The organism is Shewanella electrodiphila, from assembly GCF_023283985.1.
GTDB lineage: Bacteria > Pseudomonadota > Gammaproteobacteria > Enterobacterales > Shewanellaceae > Shewanella > Shewanella electrodiphila.
Genome location: NZ_JAKIKU010000007.1, coordinates 198,134 through 215,376 on the forward strand (window position 1 = coordinate 198,134; position 17,243 = coordinate 215,376).

Sequence of the window (17,243 nt, forward strand, 5' to 3'; positions counted from 1 at the left end):
TGCCAAAATACTGCCGAATAGGCTCTAATCGCATGATGACATGGTTAGAAACTGTGTTTTGGTGATCCCATAAAAAACGCGATCGTCGAACTTGTTGCCCAGGTTAAAATAATCTTGCTGGGTTCCTTCTAATACAAAGCCACATTTCTCCATGGTCTTGTATGATCCTATATTACTGCGATAACAATCTGCGGTGATTTTATGCGCGCCAAGTTCAGTGAAAGCAAGGTGAGTCAGCAGCTGGCAAGCAGCGCTCGCAATACCTTGTCCCCAGGCGTATTCCGGCAATTGATAACCGACTTCATAATTACCTTCTAAAAACATCACAGCAGGTAAACCAGCCATGCCCATAAAGCGACCATTGTGATCTCTGATGATGATGGTTGGATTATCTGGCCATTTTTCGGCATCAATTGCTGATTGGGTATTGTCGATAATCGGGGTAAAGAAATCTTGATAAACTTCAACTGGCGCAGGGGCAAAAAATAGATATTGAGTCACATTGGGGTTATCGAACATCTGAATAATATCAATCAAATCAGCTTGCTTGATCAAGGAAATGGTAAGTGTGGTCGTCAAAGGAATTGATTGACCAGATTTTAAGGCATTAAAATTAAAAGGCATTGCTTGTGACCTGTCATGTGAGTTCAGGTAAATCATAGCCAATAGTGCTTGTTCAGGATTGAACATTTACGACAATGTGATGGTTTCATATGAGTAAGATCAAATAATGCCTGCAGTTGCAAGCATTATGTTGATGGCATAACCATCGGTGTGAACTCAAAATCAGTGTTTGCTATCGACTTTAACTACCGATGTTTACTATCGATGTTAACTGCCGATGTTTTCATCGATGACTACTGAAGCGATTAAAGGTATTTATCTACCATTTTCTGAACATTATTCGGCAAAATTGGTTTGGTTAAGTAATCGTCGGCACCGAGCTTTAACGCGAAATTTTGATCCGATTCTTCAACCAATGAACTGACCACAACAATCGGCACTTGCTGGTTCAGGCTATGCTTCTTGACGTATTTTATCACTTGGTAACCGTTTACATCCGGCATGGTGATATCAAGGAAGATTAAATCAGGTTCTACAGAAGACAATAGTTCAATTGCACCGTCGCCAGAATTAGCGGTCATAACCAAGTAGTCATCACCAAGAATAGCGAGCAGCATACTGGTGCAAACTGGGTCATCATCAATCACTAATATTTTGGACTTGTCCATTGTTACCTCACTTAAGGTGTGGATATTACTACTATTATACTAACGATAACCTTAATGGCTTATAGCGTATTAATCAAGTTGAGTCCTTGGGAGGTGACTCGGTTGTCGTCGTGCTAATTATTAATAACTACAAACAATTTTGACTATTGTGTTGTGGTTTAGTTCACCACTTCTAGGTTTTATATTGACGATACTTTTCAATCACTCCGTTTCTATCCAAGCCCGTTTAACGTTTTACATAGCTTGCCATTGTGGTTCGTGTGTTAAAGCGCGAGAAGAATGAAATGATACGCTTATATTCTAGCTCAGCTTTACGTGAAGGGCGTCGCGATAAGTGATAAAGTGCTGCGATAATAATGTGAGATAACAACAAAAATAATCCTCTTTTAAAGGACATTCGCATCATGACATTTCGTTTTCAGACTTTCGCCGCCGGAGCGTTTTTATCACTGGCTATGGGGTTATCACTTCCAAGCCTAGCCGATGGTTTTTATGCAAATGAAACTTTGCAGCGACAAGCACCTGATGCATTTGCATTGCAGCCTGAAGCTCACGACTTCTTAGTGTCAGCTTATGCATTAACAATAAAAGATGGCGATCGTTTATTAGGCTTAATCGCAGAAGATAAAGCGCTGACTAACGCAATTCAGCAATGGCCTGAGATGACTATTGAGCAACAAATTCCATGGCTTAAAAAAGTGTTTGCGTTAGAAGTGCGAAGCTTTGGTACTAAGGCGCCGCAACTGATTATTGATAATCATAGCTATGCCAACAAAATGGTGTATTTTGACTTTGATATTGAAGCGGGTGGCAATGGAATTGTGTACTTAAATCCAGATAAATTAGCCGAAGAAGAGGCTTATGCTTCGCTGGCTTTTTTGATTCATGAGACTCGGCACTCTTACCAATTCCAGCAAGCATTAAATGCCAATGCCAGTGACAGTGACAGTGAAATTGTAGCGATATCCGCTGGGTATTTAGCCGCTTTTAAGGCGCAAAAACAACTCAAGGGGTTTGGATTTAGTGACTTCCTTACGTTGTTGAATGAGTTTGAGGCTTTCCAATATGGTAATTATGTTATTGGGCAACTCACTGATTGGCAGATTGATATGAATAATATGGGCACGTTTGCGAGTCAGTTTGATAATCAAGGGCAATTAAAAATCGACTTAAATACCTTGTCAGCTAACGTTGATGAATTAAGTTTATTAGCCCAATACAATGAGTTGGCGAAAGAGCAATTTGAGTTAAGGCAACGCCAGCAATAGGCCTATTATTAGCAGCCTGTTATAAAAGTCTACTAATACTGAAGGATAGCTGGGTGAGTTATCACAATGGATAATCTATGAATCTAAAGCAATTAGAGATTTTTTGCGCCGTAGCGGATACGGGTTCTGTTACTGCAGCCGCTAAGCAACTTAACAGTAATCGCACCCAGCTAAGCATGGCGATTAAGGCGCTTGAGTCGAATTTGCAGGCGACATTATTTGTCCGTTCTGGTAATAGCCTGGTGTTATCTGAAGTTGGTAAGTCTATTTATAAAGATTGTGAAAGCGTAGTGTCTACCTGCGAGCGAATAAAGCAAACCTGCGAACAAACATCAGAGAAATTTCGTTCAGAGATTTGGCTCGCTCGTGACGACTCCTTTCCTGATGAGGTTTGGCAAGATTTCATTCATCAACTGAATAATCATTTTAAGGCAACCACAGTGAACACCGTGCTGGCATCCAGTGGCGACTTAGCTAACTTGGTGAATACCAAGCAAGTTGATTTTGCTTTTGGGGTCGACTTTGAGCGAGTGGATGATGCCAATACTGACTATTTGCCACTCGGGCGCATAAGAATGATGTCGGTGTGTGAACATACCCATCCGTTAGCCAGTCTTCGCCGTGTGTCAGATATTCAACTGCGTGAATCTATGCAAGCGGTGATGGTGTATCTCAATGATAAAGATAATCCTGAGTTGCAGCCTTTTTCATTAACCCATATTGGCTTTACGAGCTTTGAATATATGCTCAACACAATATTGTCTGAAAAAGCCTGGGGTGTATTACCTGAACCATTGATTAGGCAGCATTTACGCCAACAGCAATTGGCTGTTATTAAGCATACTTATGGATTAACCCATCAAGATTATTGTTTATTTTCAGCTCCCGGTAATGCAATACCAGCACCGATTTCTTGGTTATCAGATCAAGTGAGCGACTATTTGTTTAAGTTTTAAAGGTGCTGATTTTGGTGAATGAATTGGCACTTGTTATTTGCTAAGCCTAACTCGTAGGCTTCATATTAGAGCACTTCATATTAGAGTACTTCATATTAAAGCTCTTCAACTTAAGCCTCTCATATTAAAGTTCTTCATATTAAAACCTTTCATGTTAGCGCTCGTTATATTTGAACTCTTCAAATATGGGCTTGTATATCACAATCACTGAGCGTCAAAGTAGTTGACGCTTCCGGCGGTTGGTAACTCATTGAAATAATGATGTAATCATATATTCCCCATCGAAGTTCACTTTATGTACACCTTAACGATATTGAGATTTTTCGCTGTTAACGCCATACTTTTCTTAGGTTTTAACAGGTGATAATGAATGTGTGCAAAGAGCAACAAACAAGATAAACAATTACTTAAGCTGTCAGCAGTCGCTGCTTTTAGCTTTGCAATCCTCGGGGTCATCGTTGGCCTGTTAAGTGGATCTATTGTCATTCTTTTTGACGGTGTTTACTCACTCATTAGCTTATTACTGACAATGTTATCTCTTGCTGCTTCTGGCTATATGCATGGTTCTTCACGTTCTCACTTCGCTTTTGGTAAAGCCATGATGGAACCGTTAGTTGTTGCGATTAAAGGCTTAGTGATTTTGATGTTATTGGGCTACAGCTTATTCAGTGCTTTTCATGTGTTTATCAATGGTGGTGAAGCAATTGATACTTCGTTTGCAGCTATTTTTGGTTTTATCAATTTAGTTGGTTGTTGGGGAGTGTGGCGTTGGCTGCAACATAAAAACCAGTCTAAAAAGCAACAAAGTGGCTTATTGGCCGCTGAAGAAAAGCAATGGCAAATGGATACGGTACTGAGCGCAGCGGTATGTGGCGGCTTGATTATTGCCGTGATTCTTGAGATGACGCCCTTGTTTCATTACGCGGTGTATGCTGATTCTCTAATGATGTTGTGTATTGGTTTGTACTTCCTAAAAGTGCCTTTTGTTATGTTAACCAATGCATTACGCGAGCTGTTAATGATGAAACCTGATCAAGAAATATGTTCACTTGTGCGTGAAAGTGTTTCTGAAGCTAACGGTATATCACCGCAAAACCTTAAGTTAACCGGCATTGCCAAAGTAGGACCTGAATTGATGGTTAACATTAATGTCGATCCTAAAAAATCACATCAATTATTGGCTGATGTTCAACATATTCGTGAATTATTGAACCGTAAACTTGCGCGTTTATCGCTGAATGTGAAGTTGAATCTCGATATCGCTACTGACGTTAAATAACAATGTGTTAATCCTAAATCGAGTGCCTCATTGATTTGACACTCGATATGCTTATCTAAGACTAATGACCTGCTTATCTTTTCAGTACATCCTTAATCCAAAAAGCTATTTGAGCGCACATGACCAAGGTAAATGGAATGGCGCCAACAATCGCAATTTGCTTGTTTAAATCCACGTCGTTAATGGTCACTAGTGCAATTGTTATCGCAATTAAAATAAGACTCCAGAGCATTTTGGCAGTGTGACTTTCACTGCCAGTGAGCATGCTGGTAATGTAAATGGAGGAATCTGCGCTGGTGATAAGAAAAGTGATTAACAGTAGTATTGCGGCAACCGATAAAATGCTGCCCAAGGGGAAACCATTTGGGGTTAACTGATTAAAAAAGCTAAACAAGCCTAAGGTGTATTCTTGATTGACCGCAGCCATAACCTCAGCAGCAAAGGGTTGAGTTAACACGCTACCAGCAAAGCCAGAAAACCAGATAATTGAAGTGAGTGTTGGCAGTAAAATGGTACATGCTAAAAATTGCCTAATGCTACGGCCTTTACTAATTCGAGCGATAAACGGCCCAACGAAAGGCGCCCAAGCAATCCACCAAATCAAATAAATGACGCTCCAGCCTTGGCTCCAATTAGCGGGGTCTCCGACACTAAAAGAGACTTTTGGCAGTAACTGCAAATAACTCACGCTTGACTCAAACATGAGCTGTAGACTGTTGAAGGGATCAACTAAAGCAATAACCGTGACCAAAATAGCTACCATAAAAAAGGTATTAAACTGGCTTAATCGTTTAATTCCCTGATTTAATCCAGCAATGGATGACAAGGTGAATAGCACTGCAATAAACAAAATTAGCCCAATTCTAAAGCCGACACTGGCCACATCAAGTCCAATTGCTTGTTCAATCCCTGTTTGAATTAAGGCGACAGTATTGGCAAAGGTGCCAGCCATGCCAAAAATAATCGCAATGACCGCAAGTAAATCTAATACGCTAAGCCATTTAGGTTTTTCTGCGCTAAAACTGGCACTGATCCTCAGGCTGCGATTACGATTATATGCAAACCATGCCATGACTAAGCCAGCCATGGCGTATATCGCCCAAGCATGCAAACCCCAGTGGAAGTAGGTAATCGCTAACGCGCCAGATACCGATGAGAAGTCATCTTGTAAAAATGCAGGTGGGTTAACATAGTGATATACAGGTTCTGCCACGCCCCAAAAAATGAGCCCCGATCCCATGCCTGCAGTAAATAGCATGGCTATCCAACTGGTAAAGCTGAACTCGGTTTGCACTTTTTCTCCGCCAATACGTATTTTGCCAATAGGACTGAAGCATATTGCTGTAGCAAAAATAAGTAATAAACTCGAAAGCTGAATGAATTGAGAGTCAAAATGTTCAAGAAAAAACTGAGTAAATAAGCTGAATGTTGCCAACGTTTTGTGAGGGAAGGTCAACAACAAGCCCGCAATGATTATGACGGGTATATAAAAGCTGAGTTGAGGCGTCAGCAATGGCGGTGTTTCAGACTTTGCACGTGGGCTTGTATTACGTGATTCCAATCTAGTCGCTATCCAGTATTCGAAGCTATATTCAGTTTTTTCACTATGACTGAATTAGTTATCAGTTTAAAGTCTTAAACAGAACTTTAGTATTAGCTTAAGCTGTTTTTTGATGCGTCATAGCTGGATCTGAGGGGGAATTTAAAGGACTAAACCTGAGTGACGAATCAATTTGTCGCTATATAAGGAAGATGTTTTTAGCATCATAAACGAATAAAAGCTTAACTATGTTAATAAATTGTTCTAGTGTAAATTATTGATAAAAGAATAAATGATTGGTTTTTATTTGTTGTTGTACTGTATGGGGGATAATTATTTGAACAAAATCAGACTTATTGCCGTGACGGCTTTTGTATTGTTTTATTCTTCAATAAGTATAGCGACTACTCTCAAATATAATGTGAATGGTTCAAGCAGTTGGGTGCCGTATTATATTCCTAATAAAGTTGAAAACTCGGGGATTTTGGGTGAACTGGTCCCTAAAATTTTATCCATTGCCGAAGTTGAAGTCGAAAAACATAACTTTCCGCCTAAGCGAACTAATCAAGCGCTAGAAAAAGGCCTGCTGGATTTTGATTTTGTCAGTCCTAGTTGGTTTCCTAAAGGTGATATGGGAGATCAGTTTATTCAATCTTCCGCGATCTTATCGATTCAAGAAAACATCATCACGCTTGAAAAAAACCAATCTCAGTGGTCTGACATAGACAAGATAACAGGCAAGTCTATTGGAACGGTGCGCGGCTACCTTTACCATGATGATGACATATTTACTCGGGTCGATTTCGCATCTGAAAAACAGCTCATCAAAGCGTTACATAAAGATCGCGTTAGCGCGGCGATATCAGGTGATTTACCTGCATTGTATTGGGCGAAGCAATTGCAATTACCCATAGCGCTTGCTGCGGTGCATTCAAGTGGGGTGTTAGTGATGCGCTTGCGTAAAGAACACAGTAGCGTGATGCCGAGAATTAATATGGCTATTGCCCAGTTGCAAAATGATGGCACCATTCAAGCTATTGTGGATAAATACACTAAAAATGAGCAATATCAGCAATAAACTGATATTGCACATCGGTAATGAAAACGAATAAATCTGTTGCGTGCGTTTAGTTGCTATTAGCTGTTTGAGGTTGAGAAACCTGACGCTTTTTGTTTTCAAAGTAGTGATTTGTTTCCGTCAGAATTACATGTCTTAAGCCAATAAGTGCAATTAAGTTAGGAATGGCCATCAGGCCATTGACGGTATCAGCCAGCATCCAAATTAAATCTAATTGAATGAAAGCACCTACCGCAATTAACCCTAAAAAAGTCAGTTGGTAAATCTTAATTCCTTTGTCACCGAGACGCTGATTGGTCAAATAATTCCAACAACGTTCGCCATAATAGTGCCATCCTAAAATAGTGGTAAAGGCAAAACACACTAGCGCAATAGTCACAATATATTGACCGACAATCACAGAGCCGCCCGAGGCGAATGCGGCACTGGTCATGGCTGCACCGGCTGTATCGCCATTCCATACGCCAGTAATGATCAACACTAAGCCTGTCATGGTACAAATCAAAATAGTATCGAAAAAGGTGCCTGTCATGCTCACAAGTCCTTGCTCTACTGGCTCGTTGGTTTTAGCTGCCGCAGCCGCAATTGGCGCGCTGCCTAAACCTGACTCATTTGAAAACACGCCACGAGCAATACCAATTTGAATTGCTTGGGCAACGGTTGCGCCTAAAAATCCGCCCGTAGCAGAAATAGGAGTAAAGGCTGAGTGAATGACTAATTCGAGAGCGGGAATGATTTGCTCTGAAAAGCTAAATAGAATCCAAATACACGCAAGCACATAACCTAGGGCCATAGTAGGTACTAACTTTTGAGCAACGTTAGCAATACGTTTTACCCCGCCTAATGTTACAGCAGCAACCATGGTAGTTAGTATTAACGCTGTGACCCAGGTTGGCACATTAAAGGCGATGGTCATGGCATCGCTAATGGCATTAACTTGTGCAAAAGTACCAATACCAAAAAAGGCCACACCAACACCAAATACAGCAAAGATCTTGGCTAACCACTTGAGGCCTAAACCACGCTCAATGTAATACATAGGTCCGCCCGCAATATTACCTTTAGCATCTGTGGTGCGGTATTTAACTGCGAGCATACATTCAGCATATTTAGTGGCCATGCCAAAAAAGGCGGCTAACCACATCCAAAACAATGCGCCTGGGCCACCAATTTTAATGGCGGTTGCAACTCCAACAATATTACCTGTACCGATAGTGGCGGATAGGGCTGTACATAGGGCTGCAAAAGACGATAAATCGCCTTTACCAGTAGCGGGTTTGAATAACAAACTAAGGGCAAAAGGCAGCTGGAAAACTTGCAAAAGTTTAAGGCGAATAGTGAGATAAAGACCTGTACCAACAAGTAAGCAAAGGGTAATAGGGCCCCAAACAATGCCATTGATATCGGCTAAAAGCGCGTGAAAATTCATGATATTCCTCGAATATTAAACAACAAAATTAATATGGAGGAGGAAAAGAAATGGCTGATCAGTGGTACTGAAGAAAGAGACGGGCGAAGCATCACCTTGTGCTAATAGCTCAAGGTTAATATCAGGCGCAGCAGCAAACGACAGCGACCATAAATGAATACAGTCATCCTCTCCTCTGTCCTTTTGCCTGAGCGTTTCGCGTGACTGACAAGTCAGCCTCACTTTCGCCTTCGGCGCTGTAATAACAATCGCTAACGAACCACGTTTGCTTACAGTCTCTCCAGAGGCTCGTCCAGTAACAGTCCTCACCACTATGTGGCACCTGAAAGAGTGCTTTATTCATTTGCTTGAAATGACTTAATGTTTACACAAAACGTCATTACATGAATAAACTTGCCTCGTCGGTGTGGGGTTACTCCCCACTCTCCTGCTACCTTCATCCGAACGGATCTTTTTGAAAATGCCTATTTATAACAGGATTCATTTCTCAAAAAGGGCAATCAGCATGCGGGATCTATTTCATTGACTCAAGAGAAGTGGATCACAGTTTAATCGAGCGGTAACTGACTGCGCTATTATTCAACAGTAATCCAATCCCAATGTAATCTGAGTAGCCATAATGAGATTTTATAAAGCGGCAGTGAATGGTTTGTGACCAATCACTGCTATTGAGGATAAGTTAACACTCATACTCAAAGCCCTTCGGGTTTGGGCCGTACTGATTAGTTTCTTGCTCGCTATCGGATACGAGGAAATACAGTAGAACCAAAGCACCAATAAGCGGGATTAATCCAATTAATATCCACCAACCGGTTCTGCCAGTGTCATGTAATCGACGTACAGTAACGCCAAGCCCTGGTAAGAAAACTAATAAAGAATAGATACCGCTGAGCAAGCCGTATCCGGTCTCAGGGCTTAGTGTGCCAGTCATATTGTCAATTAAGCCCAATACAATGCCCGCAATTAAATTGAATAAAACAAAAAACCAATATTCTTTACGACGGGCTCTGTCTTTAAAGTTAATGTAATTTTTAAGAACTTTTATATACCAATCCATGAATTATTCCTTGTTATCGGGGGCATTGACTCAATTGAAACCATAAAGAGACAGCATAGGTTTACCGCTTAAGTCAATAGTTATATCAGCATTACGCAGTGATGAACATGAATTGAACACATTAATGATACTGGTCTTTATTCCATTATCTTTGAAGATTAATGAACCAATATTTCACTATTTGCGTAGTGCACTTTATAACCAATTAAACAGGTGCCAAATGATGGATAATATGAATCAATCGGGAAGTATTGCAACGATCATTGGTGTTGCAGATGCCACGCATTATTTGGTGGGTCTTACTGATGCGAATAATAACTTCGCTGGATTAAATGGCGAAGGGGCTGGCGAGTGTGTTCATTCAATCGTTGAAGCTAAAGCCTTACTGAAAAGTCATGATTACGCTATCGCTCACCTTGAATATCAAACGGCTTATGATGAGATGTGTGGCTTAGATAATAGCGGCAAATACCAGCAGTTGATTAACTTGTGATTCAAGCTGATCAATAAAGCTAGCTTGATTCAAAACCAAGCCAGCTTTTTGTTAACTCGCAATTGCAGACTAACAGCAAGCATTTATACGGTTTCTACCATCTGCTTTCGCACGATATAATGCTGTATCGGCGGCGCAAAGTAGGGCGTTGGGCGTTCTGAACTGGCCATTGACCTCACTAGCATGACCTTGGCTTACGCTAACAGAAACAGAAATATCCAAACCTATATCCATATAAGTCAGCGCATTAATATTTTGCTGAATAAGCTGCGCTGTTTGTTGAACTTCTGATGTATCGCAATTTGGCATCACTAAGGCAAATTCTTCTCCGCCATATCTGGCGGCAGTGCAATTTTCATTGGGTAAAGACGCTTGAATAGCAGCGGCAATTTTTTGCAAGCAGCGATCACCCATCACATGCCCATGGTTATCATTAAAACTTTTAAAATGGTCGATATCAATAATCAATACGCTGATTGGGTCGCCCTGTTCAATACAGGTTTTCCAGTGGTGTTTTAAGTCAGCATCAAATACACGGCGATTAGATAAATTAGTTAAGCAATCCGTTGATGCCCACTTATAAAGTTGTTGATACTCTGCGCGATACTTACTTAAATCTCTTATGATGATGCCAAATAAAGGTTCTGACATGGGGAAATGGGTTACAGACATTTCAACATCAATGGTTTGGCCATTGGACATGTTAAGCGTGGTTTCATTAGGTAGATGGTTTAGTGGTCTTGGCTCAAATGTTGATTCGAGGATCATCTGTTGATAATGAGACTTTTGAGGTTCGGTCAAATAAGACTGCCAGCGTTGACCTATTAAAGAATTTGTCGAACTTTTATTGCAATCGAGCAATAACGCCACTGCGTGACGGTTAGCCATTTGGATATTGCCAAACTCATCAACCACAATCATCGCTTCCATCATGTAATCAACTAAAGTCGATAATGAGCTGAGTGCATTACCACCAAGCATGGTTGTGCTATGAGGAGGATTGAACCTAGTTTCCAACGTTTTATCAAAGTGATTATATTCATTTGAATCAGTGCGTGTTTTATTTGCGGCTAGATCTGCAGCATTAGCCGTCGTATGTTGAGCTAAATTATTAGATAGAAACTGGGGTTCAATTTTTAATGGGTTAGCACTCGGAGGCTGTTCATTAGCGCCAAACTTGTAATGATAATTACCACCAAGCGTGTCACCAATGAACATATCCATTTTCACTTGAGAAATCTGGCTTAGCTGTTTCTCTGCAGTGGAAGTGAGTTCTAACATAACGAGTATCCTTACTAGTGTGTTAATTTCATCGCATTAGTTGCGTTTTCTAGTTAATACTCTATCGAACTCTGTTGGCTAAAACCTTTCGCCAACCTTCCCTTTTAAGTTGTTGAAAAATAGTATTTTTATTGGCAATTTTGAGTTGCTGTTCTTCCTTTGTTAATGACTTGAGGGTCTTCGCTTAATAGTAAAAGTGTATTATCAGTATTAGAAAGAACAAATTGAAATTTTGTAGTACCAATTACTTTGTCTAAATCCATTAATTGAATAATTTGTCCATCCGTGCTTATTGTGACAGCGTCAACGATACCATCAAAAGGAGTTTCAAAAGCTGCACCAGTAAATTTCAATCCTTTATCAGTAAGGTCTTCGAGAATATAGGTGATCGTACTTTCTCCTGATATTTCAACTGAACCATTACCATTACTATATGAAAAGTTTGGTACTTCATTTTTGTCAATTGTCACTGTAACGGTGATGAATGTTGCGCAACCTGTAATATTTAGCATGGTAACTCCAATAGTTAGTGAACGTTTATGTAATCTATTCCAGCATTATTAACTATGTCTATAAGCTGAGAATCTAGAGGAAAGTGCCCTAAACAATTAAGTGCTTTTAGATAAGGCACAGTGATTTCAGGGTTTTTATTATTTAAAATTAAATTATCTAGTCGGAGTTTGGTTTGCTCACAGAATGAGATATCAATATTTTTCTCATCAAACTTATATGAGGTTAAGTAAGTAAGGAGTTCGCTTGATGATAATAGGGCTTTATAAGTAACATTGTTTAAGTGATTTTTTGAAATATCATTAAATAGGTCAGTGGCAATTTCAGCGTATTGATGACTCTTTTCGAACTCCTGAAAAAAGTAGAAATACCGAGCGGAAGAAAGGTAATAATTTGCCCAAATATATTTAATTTGTAATGATTTTTTAAGTTGTTGATTGGTGCTAAGTGATTCAGCAAGTAATTCTACACTATGTACGGTTTTGTCGTTTTTCTGCTCTGAAAGCTCTAACAGACGAAACATTATATTAAATCTATCAATCTGCCACTTCTCATTATCTGGATCTTGAGTAAGTGCTTTTGTTATCGCTTCTAGACCTAGTTGGGCTAACTCATAGGCCTGCTGTTTCTGATTCTGGTACCTAAGTAAATTGGAATGAATTTGATAACTAGCGAATAGTCGGTCAAGTGAATATGGAGTTAAACTATTATTCTGACTTAATAGCTCATGTTGAAGTTGTTCATGGATTTTAATCCCCGTTTTTACATCACCTTGAGCTATAACTGCAGTTGCAAGCCATGAACGTGTATCAGCAATATCTGCCATTAATTGAGCATTTTTAGGCGTTATTAATAAAGCTTTTTGCTTTAACGCTAAGGATTGCTCAAAGGAGATTTTAGCTATATCAAAATATTGTTGTTTACTTGAAATAGAACCCAATGAATTATGAGCGTATGACAATTCCATTATTGCTTCATTACTTTCAGGAGCTAAGTCATACATAATTTGACTGTAAGCTAAATACTGCTCAAACCAAGCTTTAGCAGCTTGCCAATCACTTTGATCGTAATCTAATTGCCCTAACCAAAACGCATTAGCCCCTAGGGTTTTAAGCAACTCAAAATGTTCAGGTTGCTCAATTAACAATGCGCTGAGCTTTTCTTTAGCGGCTAACAATGCTTCTTTGGCTTCGGTTATTTTACCCCGTGAATAAGCCACTTCACCCATCGCCTCTAGTGTTTGCCCTTGTTGAAAGCGAGACTCAAAGCTTAAGCTGGTGTCTTTAAGGCTTGATGCTTCGCTATAGTATTCCAGCGCTTTTTTATTAATACCATCGAGTAAATCCATTCTGCCAATGCCACGCATTTTGTCGGCAAAATCTCCCACCATAAAGCCAAGTAGATTTTCAGCTGCTTGCCTTTTTTGTAGTGCCATCTTCTCAGCTTCGAAACTTTTAATACTGGTTAAAATCGAGGTGATAGTGAGTAAAAACATCAATGAGACGGTGAAGGTTTTTTGCCAGCGCTTGATCCGTTCATGCTTACTAGAAGCATTAATCAGTTCGATTTCTTGTGGCTCTAAATCAAATAACGGATTAGCTTTAAGTGCTTGCGCTTCTTTCAGTGGTTTACCGTCGGCAAGTAAGTAAGCATGATGTTTATTTTCTTGTAGCCAACGGCTAGAAAGATGCTGTAATCGGCTTTTAATACGAATACTTTGATTGTGTTCGGCAATCCATGATGTGGCTCTTGGCCAGCGCCTTAATAAGGCTTCGTGCGCAATGCTAAAGCAGGGTTCGCCATTTTGTAGGCTGGAAACAAATAAACGACTATTGATCATCGCCTGGGTCAGAGCCCGTTCTTCTTTCGTATGCAGTTGTGCCCAACGAGCGGTACGACTGGTGATTGATGATTCATCTTCACGTAAAGTGACCAATAGCGACAATACATGAGGCAAGCTGGCTTTTTGCTGCACAGTTAGCTCGGCAATGGCATCTTCGGCATTTTTACCTATTGCACCATCTATCCCGCCCAGTTCTTGATAGACACTAAACAGTAATTGATCATCTTTGCTGCGCTTTAAATACAGTGCTTGCAGCATGTACTGCAGCATGGGGAGTGCATCAGGATTACTGGCGGCTTCAGCGCATAATATTTCATCCAGCGGTGTCGCAGTATCAGGATCGCTGGTCCAGGTTAAATTGGCGGCAACAGCTGGCAGTCGGATCATTTGCAGTAATTCACTGCGAGTAGGCGGCGATAAATCAAAATGAGCTCCACGCCCTTTACCTGTCATTAAACTGGGGTAGGCCACTAATAATGGGTAAAACTCATTACGGCAGGCACTTAGTACTATAATGCAACCCGAGTTGGCTAATTGTTCGAGGATGCTGATGAATGCTGTGCGCTGCTCTTGAGAAAATATCGGTGAGGATAGTAAGACTTCGAGGCGGTCGATAAATAAAGCAAAGTGAGTGTGGCGTTTATGGTTAGACTTTATCGCTTGTTTACATTGACTCACAATAGCTTGGGGCTCAGTAATGAGTCGATGAGACAGTGAGTCGGCACTGTCACCGTCAAATACTGGCAAATCATTAATTTCCCAATCGAGCATGACGCCAGCAAGTTCAATGAAGAGTTGCGATTTAGATACATCTGCAAAATCGAGACTGCCATAGGAGGCAAGATGCACGCCGTTGTAACCTGAGCCGACAGTGAGATTGGGAATAATTCCCGCATTAATTAATGATGATTTACCACTGCCGCTGGGGCCTAATAAGAGGCAAAACCCACGGCCAAATTTGACTTGCTGGCTGATGCGTTCGAGTAAGACGCTTATTTGCTTACTGCGTCCGAAAAAGACTTCATAAAAGTGTTCTGAGTAGGCTTGCAGGCCTGGAAAAGGCGAGCCTGATTTCCACAGCTGGTTATCGGCAACGGTTTCATGGCCAATGGGAAAGTTAACATCGGCAATGGTGCGATAGCCACGTTTGCGAATGGTTTCGATATAACAGGGCGAAGTGGCTTTATCGTCAAGGGCGCGGCGTAATTGATTGATGATTTTATGCAGTGGATTGTCGCCAATATCGCTATCTGGCCAGCAGTGATTAACAATATCATCGCTACTTAAGACTTCACCGCTGCGCTCGCATAGCAAAATCAGCACGTCCATTGCTTTGGGCTCAAGCTGTTTGGTTTTTTTGCCTAGGTTTACGCTATTGCTATTGGGGTCGACCTGCCACTCACCAAAGAAAAAAATCTCTTTTTTCATTATTACATTCCGTTGAAATCCCAGCTATTTGCATCATGCTTTGACTGCTAAATAATCGCAATTGCGTTTCATTAGCATTTACTTATACCAACTTATGGTTAGATATGTAACCACTTAAAGTGTGAAAATGTATAAAATATAGGCTTTTATTTCGATTGGATTGTTAAGGCGTGCAGCTAGATGCACTGTTGAGCGGTATAAACAGAATGGTCGTTATTTAAGCTGATTGAGTGCTTTGAGCGTTAACGCTTCAGTGTAGGGATTAATTTTAACATGATTAGGACTCCAGCCTTTTACAAAACGTTGAAAATCAGCCCAAGCGATGGAGTAGAGAGGTCGCCAAGTCTGGACCAATGTGGCGGTACATATTTGGGGCTGATGCACTAAAGTACTGCTGACCAATGCGTTAAAATAATCATCCAGTAACCCAGAGATCTTTGCATCACTTTCTGAAAATGTCAGTACACTACTGAGTAGTAGCGCCACATCCTTCATGCCACAACCCTGACCAACATATTGAAAGTCCACTGCTGCCACTTGTTGGTGATTTGGGCTAAAACAGAAGTTAGCGAGCTTGGCATCGCCATGAACTAAGGTTTGAAAAGGGCTTTGTTTTAGTAGGGTATCGATTTGCCGAGCTGCGGCTTTTAAGTTCGGGTCGGTTAATGCTGCTAACTCATCTGGTCGAGTATCTAAATGCCAATAGGTCCCTTGCTGCCAGAGTTTTTCATGTAAGTGGTTAGTTACTTTTTTATCTTGTTCAGTTGAATCTAGGTGCTGAACATCAGGATTTTGAAATAGAAATTGGCCATGAAAACTCCCAAGCCATTTAAGGCAAGCTTTGATGGCGGTATCATCAGCTCGAGTGAGGACGTTGTTAAAACCAACAGTGGCTAAGTCCTCAAGAATCAATAAGCAGTCATCGCCATCTTGTTCTAGATATAAACATTTAGGCACCCGATTATCTTGGCTACATCGGTTGGCGTAATTTTGATACCAATGAAACTCTACCTGGTATGACTTTATCTTGCGCTGGTGAGAAAGGGCTGTATTCCATCCTTTAGGGTGCGATTGTGCTGTGGTGCTATCTTGTGGATCCATCATAGGTAATTTGATGTGTTTAACAATCACGCTGTCATAGGTTGAACCACACAAATGAGCTCTGAATAATTCGCCGTAACCACTCCAAAGCGATTGAATCAGCTCTATTTGAGTAATTGCTGTCGCACCAGTTTGTTGTTTTATGGTGTTGAGCACACTTGAGTTAATGCTTGAATTAATGTCAGTTTCGATATTCATTCGATGAAAATAATCTCTCTATAATCGGTATTGGCGTAGAAATTAGCTAAATACTATTCAATTCAATAAACACTATTCAATAAATACTGAGCAAATTGTATGTTTAACCGCTGAATAAGTGAAATACTTCTCAAGACTTAGGGGTTATGCATTGAACTTTGAATTAAATAGCGTAATTTTAAGGTATTGAAACCGACTGGAGTTTGGATATGAAGCCAGGCAAAAATGATAGCAAGTTACTGAAACTCGCCATGGAAATTGGTGAGGGATATGCGAAAAAAAGAGGTTTTAAAGATTTTGGTGTAGGTATTTCGCCAAAAGATAAAGTGGAATGTATTTATCGTTTACTAGTACAAGATGGCTTGATACAAGCACTTGCCGAAGACAAAGATGATGGCCCTAATAGAAAGCATAAATTGGTGTTATGGATTTCAAAACAGCTTCCTCCAGAGCATCCATTAATGAACTAAATGGTGGGCTGTCGTACTAAAAAGCCAAGCGTCTGCTTGGCTTTTTGAGTTTTATTTTGAGTTATCTTTCCATCAAGGCT

At 40.4% G+C, this 17,243-nt stretch carries 15 protein-coding genes and 1 riboswitch; of the genes, 6 read left to right on the forward strand and 9 right to left on the reverse strand.

The window, feature by feature from the left end; all coding sequences use genetic code 11:
- Positions 1-24 precede the first annotated feature (24 nt).
- The gene (locus L2737_RS14220; RefSeq protein WP_248956135.1) at positions 25-624 is read right to left on the reverse strand and encodes a GNAT family N-acetyltransferase; all 600 of its coding nucleotides are present in this window, start codon (positions 622-624) and stop codon (positions 25-27) included.
- A 245-nt stretch (positions 625-869) separates the two neighbouring features.
- On the reverse strand, positions 870-1,232 hold the full coding sequence (locus L2737_RS14225; RefSeq protein WP_153912593.1) for a response regulator: 363 nt from the start codon (positions 1,230-1,232) through the stop codon (positions 870-872).
- Between the two features lie 404 nt (positions 1,233-1,636).
- On the opposite strand from L2737_RS14225, the gene L2737_RS14230 reads away from it, so the two are divergent.
- From L2737_RS14230 to L2737_RS14240, 3 genes are all read left to right on the forward strand, one after another.
- Positions 1,637-2,500, forward strand: a complete 864-nt coding sequence (locus tag L2737_RS14230) for a hypothetical protein (protein ID WP_248956136.1) — start codon at positions 1,637-1,639, stop codon at positions 2,498-2,500.
- A gap of 77 nt (positions 2,501-2,577) precedes the next feature.
- Complete coding sequence (locus L2737_RS14235; RefSeq protein ID WP_229370732.1) at positions 2,578-3,456, forward strand: LysR family transcriptional regulator; 879 nt, start codon at positions 2,578-2,580, stop codon at positions 3,454-3,456.
- Positions 3,457-3,826: 370 nt separating this feature from the next.
- Positions 3,827-4,735: a cation efflux transmembrane domain-containing protein gene (locus L2737_RS14240; RefSeq protein ID WP_248956137.1), complete on the forward strand. Its 909-nt coding sequence runs from the start codon at positions 3,827-3,829 to the stop codon at positions 4,733-4,735.
- Positions 4,736-4,808: 73 nt separating this feature from the next.
- On the opposite strand, the gene L2737_RS14245 is transcribed toward L2737_RS14240, so the two are convergent.
- The gene (locus L2737_RS14245) at positions 4,809-6,296 is read right to left on the reverse strand and encodes a BCCT family transporter (RefSeq protein WP_248956138.1); all 1,488 of its coding nucleotides are present in this window, start codon (positions 6,294-6,296) and stop codon (positions 4,809-4,811) included.
- A gap of 301 nt (positions 6,297-6,597) precedes the next feature.
- Between L2737_RS14245 and L2737_RS14250 the strand changes: the two genes are divergently transcribed.
- Positions 6,598-7,353: a substrate-binding periplasmic protein gene (locus L2737_RS14250; RefSeq protein WP_198589554.1), complete on the forward strand. Its 756-nt coding sequence runs from the start codon at positions 6,598-6,600 to the stop codon at positions 7,351-7,353.
- Between the two features lie 49 nt (positions 7,354-7,402).
- Here L2737_RS14250 and L2737_RS14255 read toward each other — a convergent pair whose 3' ends face one another.
- Positions 7,403-8,782 carry an alanine/glycine:cation symporter family protein gene (locus tag L2737_RS14255; protein WP_248956139.1) on the reverse strand — a complete coding sequence of 460 codons (1,380 nt, stop codon included), beginning with the start codon at positions 8,780-8,782 and terminating at the stop codon, positions 7,403-7,405.
- Positions 8,783-8,947: 165 nt separating this feature from the next.
- A riboswitch (glycine riboswitch) is annotated at positions 8,948-9,076 on the reverse strand.
- A 385-nt stretch (positions 9,077-9,461) separates the two neighbouring features.
- Positions 9,462-9,839 (reverse strand): DUF805 domain-containing protein, encoded by a 378-nt coding sequence (locus tag L2737_RS14260; RefSeq protein WP_102527760.1) that lies wholly within the window; start codon positions 9,837-9,839, stop codon positions 9,462-9,464.
- Between the two features lie 220 nt (positions 9,840-10,059).
- Here L2737_RS14260 and L2737_RS14265 point away from each other — a divergent pair, with 220 nt between their 5' ends.
- Positions 10,060-10,332, forward strand: coding sequence for a DUF6482 family protein (locus tag L2737_RS14265; protein WP_248956140.1), 273 nt, complete (start codon positions 10,060-10,062; stop codon positions 10,330-10,332).
- A 69-nt stretch (positions 10,333-10,401) separates the two neighbouring features.
- Here L2737_RS14265 and L2737_RS14270 read toward each other — a convergent pair whose 3' ends face one another.
- The 4 genes from L2737_RS14270 to L2737_RS14285 all read right to left on the reverse strand — a co-directional run bounded on the left by L2737_RS14270 (position 10,402) and on the right by L2737_RS14285 (position 16,693).
- Complete coding sequence (locus tag L2737_RS14270) at positions 10,402-11,613, reverse strand: sensor domain-containing diguanylate cyclase (protein WP_248956141.1); 1,212 nt, start codon at positions 11,611-11,613, stop codon at positions 10,402-10,404.
- A 128-nt stretch (positions 11,614-11,741) separates the two neighbouring features.
- Complete coding sequence (locus L2737_RS14275; protein WP_248956142.1) at positions 11,742-12,125, reverse strand: DP-EP family protein; 384 nt, start codon at positions 12,123-12,125, stop codon at positions 11,742-11,744.
- 14 nt (positions 12,126-12,139) lie between these two features.
- Positions 12,140-15,394: an nSTAND1 domain-containing NTPase gene (locus tag L2737_RS14280; protein WP_248956143.1), complete on the reverse strand. Its 3,255-nt coding sequence runs from the start codon at positions 15,392-15,394 to the stop codon at positions 12,140-12,142.
- A gap of 213 nt (positions 15,395-15,607) precedes the next feature.
- The gene (locus tag L2737_RS14285) at positions 15,608-16,693 is read right to left on the reverse strand and encodes an ecdysteroid 22-kinase family protein (RefSeq protein WP_248956144.1); all 1,086 of its coding nucleotides are present in this window, start codon (positions 16,691-16,693) and stop codon (positions 15,608-15,610) included.
- A 209-nt stretch (positions 16,694-16,902) separates the two neighbouring features.
- Here L2737_RS14285 and L2737_RS14290 point away from each other — a divergent pair, with 209 nt between their 5' ends.
- A complete protein-coding gene (locus L2737_RS14290) occupies positions 16,903-17,163 on the forward strand; it encodes a DUF5062 family protein (RefSeq protein ID WP_102527766.1) in 261 nt (86 codons plus the stop codon).
- Positions 17,164-17,243: the final 80 nt, after the last annotated feature.